The following is a 12,410-nucleotide window of genomic DNA, read 5'->3' as shown; positions in this document are numbered from 1 at the left end:
CCACCTATAGATCTCATCCTTTTCATTTCTAAGATTCTCATGATGACCTATGCGTGGATTCCATTACCCCTGGCCCATTTTGTGATAGTGGAACCGGATCAATGAGTAATTGCATCCAGGAGGCAACCGACTTTTGCCCATTCCGCTCCTTATTTTCTCCATTCCAAACCGCAAAGGCTATGGCTTGCATTCGCCCGGGAACCAGCATTGCTTCATTGTCCAAATCATCTCCAGTGGAGGTCAGGGGCCGTTTCATGACCACTCGCCATAAACCGTTTTTCCACTCCGCTTGCCCTTGAATGCGTCCCTGCTGTTCCTTGCTCGTTAGGGTGCTAAAACCCCCTCCTACGAGGTCCTCGACCGATGAGGGCCGACGCGGGATCACTTCAAACCGACGAGGACCTGATTTCTCACGCTTGGATTCTTTGGCTCGCTCGGCACGTCGGTCCACATCGCTCTGCCAATCCGCTTTCCAATGCCAAATATTCACATAATGATCGAGTTGCCCCATGCAAAAAAAGGCCGGTGCATCTCCCAGAGGAAGAGCTAATGCAACCCCATCCCTGAAGACCCCAGGCGTCAACGATTCATTAATTGTGGCATCTTGCCATTCCAGTAAAAACGCAATGTCTTTCCCGTTATGAATTGATCGGATGGAGAGAGCTCGTGCACTGGGCTCAGGCCAAACCGGTCTGGTAATGATTTGGCCACTGAGAGGAACAGGGAGAGGAGCCACGGATTCCCACGCGGAATCGGAAGGATGGGTAGGGACTTCCCCTTTTGAAAAATGGGCAAGAACAACCATGCCCTGTGAACTGACAAGGGGGACTTGATACCAAGTCAATCCGAATAAAACCACCACAGCAAAAACCACAAACAAAGCAATCCGTTTTTTGGCGTGAATTGTGCTCAATACTTGGTTCCCTTGGAATTCCTAAAGATTCAATACCAATGATAATTCAAAAATAAAAAAATCAGTCCATTCTCGAACACATCCATTCTGGAGGATCGTTTTCAATTTGAATGCGTGGTTCTCGAATAACTGCATTGCCCTATTTTAAATGCAGAGCGATACGTAGTACAAACCGGGAAGAAAGTTTCAAGAGTTTCGACGAATAATGGCAACTGGGAAATAACTGAACTCCGCCAACAGGATGGGGGGGAGAAGAAAAACGAATAATATAGCCTTGAACCAGTACGTGGGGCAGCAAATTATTTACTCACTGGGATAAGAATGGCTCCACCGAATTCAGGCAATTTCTATTGAAAAATTAACTTAGCCTCGTTATCGCAATTTCAATCGACGGATTTTATTTTCATTTCGTTCACAAATATACAAATACCCCTGTGAGTCCAAGGTTAAGCCAGCTGGAGTGTTCACTATCGCCTCTATGGCAATGAGTCCATCACCATGCTTCAACATCCCAGCGTCTTCTTTTGCCACAAAGCGAGCAGCACCGCACCCACCCATATTTTTATCATCATAGCCACTATCCCCATTTCCCGCTATGGTAGTAATCACACCGGTCTGGCTATCAACTTTACGAACCCGGTGATTCATCGAGTCGGAAATATAGACATTCCCCTCGGAGTCTACCACAGCGCCTTCAGGGACATTAAGCATGGATTTCACTGCTAATTTTCCATCACCGTCAAACCCATAGCGGCAGATTCCAGCCACGGTGGACATCGTGCCAGTTTTCCGATCTAGCTTTCGAATGCGGTTTGTTCCCTTATCCGTGATGTACAAATCCCCATGCCGGTCAACATCGATATCAACCACATCGTACAATTTGCACTCTAAAGCAGACTTGCCATCGTCAAGATATAACGATAAATCCAGTCCATCTGAACACCGCGGCCTCAATAAACCTTCATCATTGCTAAAATCAATCCCAATCGCATCGCCGGAAAGGACAATAAGATTTTGGGCTGTCAAAGGACTCACACGCTCATCATCTTCTGCCGTCCAACAACCAGCAATTGTCGTAATCATTCCTGTCTGAGGATTATAATGCCGAATGCGATGGGCTTGCGTATCTGCAATATAAAGATGATCCTGATCGTCAATGGCTATGGCTGCCGGATACGTTAAATTGCATTCCAATGCTGGCCCATCACCATTAAATCCCCACTGCCCCGTACCAACGATGGTTGTAATAATTCCCGAATCCGCGTCAATTTTTCGAATTCGATTGCTACCTGAATCACAGACATAAATATGATTCTGTGAATCACACAAGACATCTAATGGAAGATAGAGACCAGCTTCCCCACATGGCCCGTAATCGCCGCTATAACATGTCTCACCAGTCCCCGCGAAGTTATGCAACAGCCCGGTCTCCATGTCCACTCGCCTGATTCGGTCAGACCCAGATTCCGCAATATAGAAATACCGCCCATCCCGATCAACGGTGACATGGTTAGGCAACGGAATTCCAGATTTCACGGCTCGCTTGCCATCCCCTGTGCTCCGTGATTTTCCGTTGCCGGCGAAGGTTTCAATTACCCCGATTTCCAACGCGGTCTCTATGCTCATAGAAAATTTACCCTTTATGGTTATTCCGAAAACAATCTGGTTCGACGACCCCTACGAAAAAGACTTTTACCCCATTTCCGTTTAAGCAAAACTAGGCTTTAGAAGACGCAGGAACCTGTTCTTGTGGAGCAGGGTTTGCTGCCTCCGTTTGGATTGGGGGAACCGTTTCAGTCTGGACAGTTTGCATAGGCTGTGAAATTTGTGCTTGAGGATTGCCATGGTTGGCTGAGGCTGTGTTTTCGGCCTTGGTTTGGGGGTCCAGGTCATACGCCTCTGCCTCATGGACAGATTTTTTGAAACCTTTAATCGCTTTTCCAACCCCTTCGCCCAATTGCGGCAATTTCCCCGCCCCAAAAATGATCAGCACAATCATGAGGATGAGAATTAATTCTGTAAATCCTAAGCTTCCGAACATGGTACCTCTCCTTGTTGGGGTATCACTTTTTTACCATTTCTCTCGAACGCTTGCTAAACCGATCTTTGAGACGATTTCTGGCCTCTTCCGCTTGCTCAAACATCTTACACTTTTCATAGGTGTTAATCAGATTATAATAGGCCAATGGTTCATCAGGATTATTTTCAACGGCATCTTCCATTATTTTAACTGCCAGATCTGATTTCTTGAGATTTAAGGCAATTTCCATAAGCTTAAAACTCGATTCCAAATTACTTGGATCAAACTGGAGTACTTTCATATAAGCCTGCATTGCCATGTCTAACGTATTAAAGTCGGAGATATTAGGGTCATCTAATTTTTCATAGACTCCGGCCAAATTATACCAGGCAATGGGATCCTCAGGTGAAATTTCAATCAGACGTTCGAAATACTCCTTGGCCTCTAAAAATGCATTTTTATCATTATAGAGTCGGCCGACATTAAAAAGAGCAAGTACATCATAGGGGTTTAATTCCAATGCTCGTTTAAATTGAGCCGTAGCCTCCTCCAGCATCCCCTTCGTTCCATAAATCGTTCCAAGGTTCGAATAGTACATGGCCAGAGACCGATCCATTTCTACCCGAATGCCTTCTGCCATCTCAATCGACTTCTTTACTTCTGCCAAAGCTTCATCCATCCGGCCTTTATTGAAATAGAGCTCGCCCAATCGACACCGTGCTTGAAAGTCGTCCGGCTCCTCGCTCAACAACTTTTCAATCTCTGCAATTTCCTCATCAACCGTTAATGGGCGTTCTTCTGTGGTCGTCTCGCCAGACTGCGGTTCCATCGTTTGGCTTGCAGCACTTTGTTCTTCCATTGCGTGTGTCCTAACTACTGTGTTTGCCCGTAAACGGGACGAATTGGTTGATAGACTACCCCTTCTTGGGCTTTCTTACGAAGCTTTCCCAAAGTTCCTTTTTTATCAATATTTAGCAACATTAACCCAAGCACTACCATCAAGGTCAAATGGGATAATTGGAGCGCATAGCCAGCCATAAACATGAGTCCCAGCCCATATCCTGCTAACCGACCGATCAACACCAACTTAATCACGGTATACGCCCAACAGGTAAATCCCAACACATAAAATGCAAAGGGAAGATAAAAGGTATAGCCCATTCCCATTTGAAAAATCCAGCCTATCCCCTCGCCAGCCTTTCTGACCTCCTTCGCCACTTCAGGGTTCCAGAGAGAAAGGAAAAAATCCATGAAAAGTAGGGCTAGAAAGGCACTCCCCCCGCTAATAACCAGGGTTAACCCCCATCGGCGCTGTTGCTTGTTTTTGGTGATGATCGACGTGGTCCCATAGGCCCAAAACACCAGAATGCTTGAAAGCACCATTAATGCCTCCCCAAGCCTATTACCTTCATGCACCAGGGGTGGGGCATCAAAAATATTGAGCCATCCATAAGTCGTTGACATCGTCTGATAATACAACCATCCGCTAATCCCAAGGAAAAAAGTACCCACCATGAGCCGTTGGCTCAACACCCGGTGAGTAGCCCAGTATTCCAAAACAAGAAAAACGAGCAATCCAAACGCCAAAACATTATAGACAATCGTTCCGACCATAACCGGAGGAAAGAGTAAATAGCCCACCGTACAGGCTACCAATAAGGCCGCCAATGGAATAACGAATTTATCCCATTCTCCCACCCAAAGCTTTGTCCGTATTTTTTGAACCAGCAAAATCCCTAAAATCAGAAAAACCAGAATCGCAGTCATATTCAATAGTACAAACCCTAAGGAAGAGAGCGTGCGAAATCCTATTCTAACCGCTTCATATTTTTCGGCTAACTTGCCAAGGTGCATACCCAACCGTGAAACCAGCCGATACAGCACCAATTCAAAAAAGGCTGCAAACAACAAACTCTTGAGACCCCATTCAAAAAGAAGCCCGGGGCCGTCTATTCTTTCTTGGCTCTTTCCAGTAGTAGAAATCATATTTTTGTACATTAGAAATTGAAGCGCATGTGTGTATTGAGATGGCTAGATTTTCATCCCAGATAATTTCTAAACCCTAGAGGGTTCCACCTCAACCTGTTTGTTATGGCGGGTGATATATAGCAACCCATCCGCCATGGAGTAATTAAATGGTAATTCACACACAACTTCACTGATCTTTTCATACACGTATTGGTACACTTTTTCAGCTTGCTCCGGAGTCATGCCTGATTTTACTTCATAAAAGAACCCTAAGCTCAGATCTTCCGAAGCTGGCCGCATTATTCGTTGAATCCCATATCCCCCTGGATCACTCATAATGGGGGCTTCCTTTTCTAGATCAAACAGACAAGGTTGACAGGAAAATCCATAGGAAGAATGCAGCTTTGTATTATTGACAATAAAATTCAATGTTTCCAAGGACTCTTCTTCCGTTTCAGTCGGAAATCCCACGATCACGTAGCAATGCACCGCAATTCCAAGGTCAACACAATCGGAACAGATTCGATCAACATTTCCTTGGGTGATCCCCTTCACCATAAAATCCATCAGCCTGGCATTATAGGTTTCCAATCCAAAGACAATTTTCTGACATCCTGCCTCACGCATGGAGGCCAGTAACTCACGAGATAAATTCTTCTCAAATCTCAACTCGGCCGTCCACTGTAAATCCAACCCTCGATGAATGAGTTCCTTACACAACCGTTTAGTTGGTGAAAGTGCCAGGCACTCATCAGTAAAGAAAAAATACGGTGTTTCATATTTATTGGATAAGGCTTCCAATTCATCAACAACTTTCATCGGATCCTTTTGACGAAAATTCTGATGATCTAAAGTCAGTGCACAAAAAGCGCAATCCTTATAATAGCACCCTCTAGAAAATTGTACTGGCAACACTGTATGGGGCGCTAAATATTCTCCCAAAGGAAACCCATCATAATTCGGTGCTGGATGCTCCGCGAGGTTTTCCGAGTAAAATGGCTGATTCACTATGATTTTTCCATCTTGCCGCCAAATGAGATTTGGTACTTTACTGAAATCTCTTTTTCCATCTAACTGATTTATCAGTTCCAACAGGGCTGTTTCTCCTTCAAAAACAATGAAATCATCAGTCAATTGGAATAACCGATCACATCGCCTGAGATTATCAACCAACCTGGTGAAAATACTTCCCCCGACGGTTACATGAACATCAGGATGAATTTCCTTAATTAATTTACAAAGGGTTAACCCAGGGATAATCTGTGATGTTGCGGTAATGGAGACCCCGACAAAGTTTGGAAGGTCTTCACCAAAGGCAGGAAGAAAGAATTTCCGGTAAAGATCCAGATAGGGGTTTTGGCTTTCATCATGGATAGCTTGAAGAATTTCGCGTGAAGAATAGATAGAATACGCAAATTGGTTGTCAACTACCGTCAGCCTGGTCGGGAAATATAGGGAAGAGACAACTTCCAACCACCGATCAATCAAAAAGAGGCATTCTCGGTACCGCTCAAGATCATAAAATTCTTCACTACGCAAGGAGGCTTTAACTGGCTCGATTTCATCTATTAAATAAGGAAAACGATCAAGGGATTCCACCACACGAGCGTAATGCTCCTTACTCCCATAGCCGGTTTCTCCAGAAACGGACTCTTCCAGCTTTTTCACCAAATCAACTAACCGCGGATGAATATCCAACCCAAAACCTTTAGTTAAGACCCTATCAAGTAACTCAATATTTAAATCACGTTGCTGATGAACAGGAACACCGGATTTTTCAAGAAAGGCTGAAAGGCAGGGCACACTCAAATAGGGCTGTGAGGGATGCCAACTTGGAGGGAATAAAAGTGAAATTTTCACAATGCGGCTCCCAGGTAATGGGTATAATAAGAAACGCGAAAATTGCCTATTTTAAATTTATACACGTCGCATTCTCTTCAATGCAACAATTGGTCACTCCCTGTCACATAAATTTGCATTTCATAAGGAGTAGGTGTTTAAAAAAAAACCTCCGATAATTTTCCCCATTACTGGAGTCCATTACCGGAGGTCTTTTAAACCAATCAAAGTCCTAAATGAAAATGGACCTGATCCAGAAAAGGCTGGAACTTAGTTTGGCATTTGAGCCGTGAACCAAGTGGAAATCCCTTTCATTCCGTTTCTTTCTACGTTGGAACCGTCCCAGACTGCAAAAGCTACCGGGAAGCTGGCACCTGCCGCGAATTGAACATCATTGGGGTCTTGGGTTTTGAGGCTTCGCTTCATAACCACCCGCCAGGTTGGGCCGCTGCAGCAGCCACCCTTCAATGATCCATACGGCTCCCATAATCCATTTCCCACCACGTCTTGTGACGCTTGGGTTGTCAACGTGCTAAATCCATTTGCATTCAAATCTTCGACTGATCCCAACCGCAGGTTAGGATCTGACATAATGTTGCCAGACCAAATTCCTGGGTTAAATGGCCCAAGGCTCCGACCAATTCGGTCAGGATAGGTCACACCACCAGCTGGCTCTTCATAGTAATAATCCCAGGCAATGGATGGATATTGATTGTCAACATCCCACATGCCTGCTACGCCAGCACCAAGATCTTTTTGCCATTCCGCATTCCAACGCCATATGTTGACCGTCCCACCAGACTGTCCCATACATTGGAATGGAGGAGCCCCTGCAGATTGCACCGGGAATTGCACCGCCACTTGATCCCTGAAATCTTGAGGACCAATGGTGGTATTATTTAATGTTTGATCACCCCAGTTGGCCCAAACTCCGATTTCTTCGCCATTTGTTGCCATTTTGATCATCACAGTTTTCACTGAGATGTTCGGATGCATTGGGGTCGTTATCGTCTGCCCACTTAATGGAGCAACGATTCCAGGCACTGATTCCCATACAGGATTTGCCGCATCCATAGGGATTGGGCCAGTAATTTTGCCAACCGGAATCGTTACCGGTTGCGAGACGGCCAGCGGAATCTGTCCCATGGTCAAACCTACACAGACCACTAAGACAGACAGAAGAACGCCAAACACCAGTCGTTTGTTACGCGTCTGCACCAATCTCATAATGACGCATCCTCCTTTGATAAAAGATTAAAACCGAAAAGACAGTTAACTAACTGTTTCCTCAAACCTATCACCACTCAAAACAAAATTTAAAAATGACTTTTTCAAAAATTCACTAATCATTATCTGATTGCTCGGATGCTCCACTTTCCTTATCCAAAAAGGCATCAGCCCCAACTTCACTCATAAGAAGGCTCAGTTCGTTCCCTTTATCTTGAGCTCCACATTCAAAGCTTTGACCTTCAGGGTTATTGTATGTTGCAGGGCGATAATCAGTTTCCGAATAAGGCTGAGGAGTTACCCCTAAAAATGCAATGTCGAAGGCCATCCAATTTGATGTGAAATCGGCCAAAATTTTATAAAATCCATAATCGGCTTTTCTAATTAACATTCCTGAAAACAAAGGCACCCATCGACCAATATGCTCTTTGACGAATTTCTTCTCCGCTTCAATGACGGTCTTAAGTTTTTCTGCTCCATCATGAAGAATGGCATATGATTCTTTATAGGCCAAATAATGCATAAATTCTAACTCTACACTTAAATGATCAAGGCGCTCATGAATATCAGGAGAAAGCTGAAGGCCAAAGGCACTATAAAAACCAGAAATATCTCCCATTACGTATGACTGGCCAAACACATGATCATTTCCAAACAATGTTTCGTACGGCGGACAATCCAAGGCAATGACATTACTAAACACCCTTCGATGCTCATCACGTAAATCCTGGAGGCTCCAATTTTCCCCTTCGGATGATATCCAGGCTTCAATCGCATTAAAATTGCCAACCAATGCAGCAAGACGCTCCTGTGCCTCTTCTCCGCCTATACTTTGCAGTTCTTTTTTCAAACCCTCCAGGGCTAATTTCCCATCTTCAACAAATTCTCCACTTTGAAGATAATCCAAAAATTCCTCATCTTCTGGATACAGATAACCCCATGACACAAGAAGATAGAGCTTACTCCGACAAAGTGCTCGATCAACAGCTGGCGCATCCTTTGGAGATATCTTGACGGACTTTTCACTTCCGGAAACTGTCATTCCGTTTTTTCCTGCTTTTTTCCCCTCTTTAACGCCTGATGTCATATTTCACCTAACTTTTAAAATTTTTCATTTCACAAGCTTTTGCTTCAATTAGGATCATCTCAGGACCATTTATACTTCATGAAAAAGGGATCAGATAATAGGACAACAGGCCTATGAAGTCAAGACTTCAATATCCCTCATAGCCCCACAGATTTCCAGAGTTTTTGATCAACCTGAATCCCCTACTCTTAACTTAAAAAGTCCACAAAAGACTCCCCCCTTTACCCCTCTATCCATTTCCCATACCCCCAATCCAAAATTTCCATATTCGCATTTTTCTTTCCCAAAGGTTCCATCCATCCAAACAATGCCCTCGACCCATTACCTGGGAACAATTCGAATAGCTGTACGGTCATTTACCGTTCCACAGATATATTGGCATATTCCACAACCCACACATACCGAATCATCTACACGAATGTGATATGAGGAAAAATCCATCGAGAGAGCATCAGTGGGACATTTAGAAACACACGCATTGCAGCCGGTTCCTGCCGTACACATTTTTGCCCAAACTTCCGCCACCCCCATATTGACCTGAAAACTATCCTCAACAGGTAAAAGGGCTTCCGTAGTACACGCTCCAATACAAGGAAGATCATCACATAATTTGCATGGGGATTCTCCAGGATAGATAACGGGAGTGTCATTACTCGATAACACTTGAATGGCGTCGTGAGGACAGACTTCGACGCAATCAGCGCATCCGGTACAGCGCTCCAAAAACAACTTCTCCTCCACGGCTCCTGGGGGACGAAGCCACCCCGTTTTTTCAGGAACAGGCTGCTCCTTTTTTATCGGGGAAGGAGCATCTCTGTGCTTCACAAATTCATGAACAGTCGCGCCAATGGAAATTGCGGATTGTCGAAGAAACATTCTCCGACCTAATGTCGGATTAGATGAAGGCTGTCTTGACATATCGGATTCCGCCATTATGCCACTTTCAATAGCTTAATAAACCAAATTGGACAAGAGGAAAGGCATTTTAAGAATTTATACCACTCCAGAGGCCCGCAGCTTATACACCTCGACACATCTGTCACAGGCCCCATACTCCACATCCCATCCTGGATGGTTTTCGCGAATATAATCTAAGACAAAGCCTTCTAGGGTCTCATCCATGTTTTCTACCCAGGTATAGGTTGGGAATCGACAAAGAGGGCAAGGGAATCCCGGGAGAAGCATGGGCTTGGTTGGCACATCAGGGACTTCACTGTCCTCAACCTCAATAGCCCTCTCGATAACTCGTATCGTATCCGAAGCCATCTCTACTAATTCAGCATGAGTGAGATAATCCGCCTGCCAGATCCCTTCAAACACGGATTCCACCTGACCGGGAAGAATCTTTCGATACCAGGAACGAAACTCCCGAAACCGATATTCCTTGGAAAACATCGGCTCTTTTCCTGTTCGGGCAATCCGGCTATCGACATGAAGGTTCCACAGCACACGGTAACGATTTAAAATCAAATGTTCTTCACCGGGGTTCAACCCCACTTTTGTGTCAGGATCGTAACCAAAGGCCTCATCTAACATATCAGAAATATGCGTTAACTCATGTCGTAGGTAACGGGTAATGGCTGGATCATAAAATCGCCGGGGGATCAATTTAATTCCTACCCCTTTTTTCCCGGCCTCCTCAAATTTGCGGGACAGTTTCTCCTCGACCACCCCCCACTTCCGGAGGACATCAACCCCTTCCTGATCTTCTTTTAATACCCCTCGCACCAATACAATCCCAGTTTTATCTCGCAAAACCGGGAAATCATCAAAAGCATCCCTGAGAATTTCAGCAAACCCCCATTTAGCAAATAAATGTTGATAGAGCCGCTTGAACTCCGGATCCCGGTCATCAAGAGAAAACTTCTCGTAAATGGGATCCGCAAACTCATGAAACTCATTAAAATAAGTCGGATCGCCCTCACGCTCAGTCTTTTCAGCAAATGAGTCAATCACCTCCTGAAGGAGGGCGGGTTGAAAACGAATTTCCATGAGCAAAACCTCCGTTTACCGCAAGATCACCACAAGACGAGTTTCGTTTCTCGAAAGATGATCACCGTAATTATAAATTCCCATTGGATTTGGGAGGTAGCTATCTTGACTCCCTCGAAAAGCGCCGTTTAGTATCATAACTAGTTGAATTATAGGAATGAGTTTTCCCCTTTGGCAAGAGAATTCCCTTGATCCATTCCCGAGGTCATATAACCGACCATTTATTGTCAATCTGTTTCCGAAGCGAGGAATTTCATGACCCAGCCGACAAGTCCTGACACACTAAGTTCCAATCCCGGGTTCATCCATAATCCAGATTTCCAACCCACGCCACTCATTGATTCACTCGCCTATTGGAAAAGCGGTGTTAGGGAACTGAAGTCATTTCGTGGTCACACACAGGAAATATGGTCTGTCTCCTTTTCCCCTGATGGCCTGACACTTGCCAGCGGAGGAAATGATCGTTTTATTAGGATTTGGGATATTGAAACCGGCCGTCTTCTTCGATCTCTACGAGGCCACACCCTTACCGTTCGAGAGGTCAAGCATAGCCCTGATGGGCAAATGATCGCTTCAGCAAGTGAAGACCGGACCATTCGGCTTTGGAATCCTCAAACAGGGGAATCACTTCGATTACTCTTTACTCGTTACGACCATGGCGTGACCAGCATTTCATTTTCCCCAGATGGCCTCATGCTCGCTAGGGCTGGCCAGAATAAAGACATTAAAATCTGGGAAGTAACCACAGGCACTGAACTCATGACGCTCCTTGGGAAAGACCAATATGACCATAATTGGAGCGTCTGCACAGCGTTTTCCCCGGACGGTATCCACCTAGTTGCTGGTACCGATGTCGGGAAAATTAAGCTCTATGAAGTTCTACCAAGCGGGGAAGAAAGAATTGTTCACAACGGCCATTGGAGAGATGATGCCGACGACGAATCGACCGAAAGTCGTGGTTTTTACGTAGACGACCAGGGCGGATTTCAAAAGCCCATGGAATATTGGATTGGGGCGCTCACCTTCACTCCTGATGGGGGCACCATGATTTCCGGAAGTCGCGACTGTACGATTAAGTTCTGGGACATGCCGACGATGGAAGAATGCCGCACACTGAAAGGCCACTCGGCATGGGTTAGAAATCTTCTTGTGACCCAGGATGGACAGGTGCTTATCAGCGCCAGTGATGATGGGACCGTCAAAATGTGGGATATTCAAACTGGGCGTCAGTTCAGGACGATTCGGTCACACAAGGGACCTGTCAGAGGGATTACCCTTTCATCTGATGGGAAATACCTTGCCACGGCTGGAAACGACCGGATCATCACCCTCTGGGAGGGTGGAGAATAATCTATTTTCCGACT

The 12,410-nt window shown here is 45.2% G+C and carries 11 protein-coding genes; 1 reads left to right on the top strand and 10 read right to left on the bottom strand.

What is annotated here, in order from left to right:
• Window positions 1-37: 37 nt before the first annotated feature.
• From PJI16_10485 to PJI16_10440, 10 genes are all read right to left on the bottom strand, one after another.
• Window positions 38-913: an ethylbenzene dehydrogenase-related protein gene (locus PJI16_10485; GenBank protein ID MDT3777984.1), complete on the bottom strand. Its 876-nt coding sequence runs from the start codon at window positions 911-913 to the stop codon at window positions 38-40.
• 372 nt (window positions 914-1,285) lie between these two features.
• Entirely contained in the window at window positions 1,286-2,539 is a 1,254-nt protein-coding gene (locus PJI16_10480) for a hypothetical protein (GenBank protein ID MDT3777983.1), read from the bottom strand.
• Between the two features lie 91 nt (window positions 2,540-2,630).
• Window positions 2,631-2,954, bottom strand: coding sequence for a twin-arginine translocase TatA/TatE family subunit (tatA, locus tag PJI16_10475; GenBank protein ID MDT3777982.1), 324 nt, complete (start codon window positions 2,952-2,954; stop codon window positions 2,631-2,633).
• Between the two features lie 22 nt (window positions 2,955-2,976).
• The gene (locus tag PJI16_10470; protein ID MDT3777981.1) at window positions 2,977-3,792 is read right to left on the bottom strand and encodes a tetratricopeptide repeat protein; all 816 of its coding nucleotides are present in this window, start codon (window positions 3,790-3,792) and stop codon (window positions 2,977-2,979) included.
• Between the two features lie 14 nt (window positions 3,793-3,806).
• Window positions 3,807-4,919, bottom strand: coding sequence for a hypothetical protein (locus tag PJI16_10465; protein MDT3777980.1), 1,113 nt, complete (start codon window positions 4,917-4,919; stop codon window positions 3,807-3,809).
• Between the two features lie 69 nt (window positions 4,920-4,988).
• Entirely contained in the window at window positions 4,989-6,761 is a 1,773-nt protein-coding gene (locus PJI16_10460; GenBank protein MDT3777979.1) for a radical SAM protein, read from the bottom strand.
• Between the two features lie 249 nt (window positions 6,762-7,010).
• Complete coding sequence (locus PJI16_10455) at window positions 7,011-7,967, bottom strand: ethylbenzene dehydrogenase-related protein (protein MDT3777978.1); 957 nt, start codon at window positions 7,965-7,967, stop codon at window positions 7,011-7,013.
• Window positions 7,968-8,082: 115 nt separating this feature from the next.
• Window positions 8,083-9,054: a molecular chaperone TorD family protein gene (locus PJI16_10450; protein MDT3777977.1), complete on the bottom strand. Its 972-nt coding sequence runs from the start codon at window positions 9,052-9,054 to the stop codon at window positions 8,083-8,085.
• 321 nt (window positions 9,055-9,375) lie between these two features.
• Window positions 9,376-9,930 carry a 4Fe-4S binding protein gene (locus PJI16_10445; GenBank protein MDT3777976.1) on the bottom strand — a complete coding sequence of 185 codons (555 nt, stop codon included), beginning with the start codon at window positions 9,928-9,930 and terminating at the stop codon, window positions 9,376-9,378.
• Window positions 9,931-10,047: 117 nt separating this feature from the next.
• Complete coding sequence (locus tag PJI16_10440; protein ID MDT3777975.1) at window positions 10,048-11,046, bottom strand: hypothetical protein; 999 nt, start codon at window positions 11,044-11,046, stop codon at window positions 10,048-10,050.
• Between the two features lie 255 nt (window positions 11,047-11,301).
• On the opposite strand from PJI16_10440, the gene PJI16_10435 reads away from it, so the two are divergent.
• Window positions 11,302-12,396, top strand: a complete 1,095-nt coding sequence (locus PJI16_10435; GenBank protein MDT3777974.1) for a WD40 repeat domain-containing protein — start codon at window positions 11,302-11,304, stop codon at window positions 12,394-12,396.
• The last annotated feature ends 14 nt before the right edge of the window (window positions 12,397-12,410 follow it).

Source organism: Nitrospira sp. MA-1 (assembly GCA_032139905.1).
In the GTDB taxonomy this organism is placed as follows: domain Bacteria; phylum Nitrospirota; class Nitrospiria; order Nitrospirales; family UBA8639; genus Nitrospira_E.
Note: the sequence above shows the minus strand (reverse complement) of the source record. Positions and strands in the feature narration are given on the sequence as shown.

Excerpts from the sequence above, each read along its gene's own strand:
- PJI16_10465 (MDT3777980.1), bottom strand. The coding sequence starts at position 4,919 with ATGATTTCTACTACTGGAAAGAGCCAAGAAAGAATAGACGGCCCCGGG.
- PJI16_10480 (MDT3777983.1), bottom strand. The coding sequence starts at position 2,539 with ATGAGCATAGAGACCGCGTTGGAAATCGGGGTAATTGAAACCTTCGCC.
- PJI16_10455 (MDT3777978.1), bottom strand. The coding sequence starts at position 7,967 with ATGAGATTGGTGCAGACGCGTAACAAACGACTGGTGTTTGGCGTTCTT.
- PJI16_10435 (MDT3777974.1), top strand. The coding sequence starts at position 11,302 with ATGACCCAGCCGACAAGTCCTGACACACTAAGTTCCAATCCCGGGTTC.
- tatA (MDT3777982.1), bottom strand. The coding sequence starts at position 2,954 with ATGTTCGGAAGCTTAGGATTTACAGAATTAATTCTCATCCTCATGATT.
- PJI16_10445 (MDT3777976.1), bottom strand. The coding sequence starts at position 9,930 with ATGTTTCTTCGACAATCCGCAATTTCCATTGGCGCGACTGTTCATGAA.
- PJI16_10440 (MDT3777975.1), bottom strand. The coding sequence starts at position 11,046 with ATGGAAATTCGTTTTCAACCCGCCCTCCTTCAGGAGGTGATTGACTCA.
- PJI16_10450 (MDT3777977.1), bottom strand. The coding sequence starts at position 9,054 with ATGACATCAGGCGTTAAAGAGGGGAAAAAAGCAGGAAAAAACGGAATG.
- PJI16_10470 (MDT3777981.1), bottom strand. The coding sequence starts at position 3,792 with ATGGAAGAACAAAGTGCTGCAAGCCAAACGATGGAACCGCAGTCTGGC.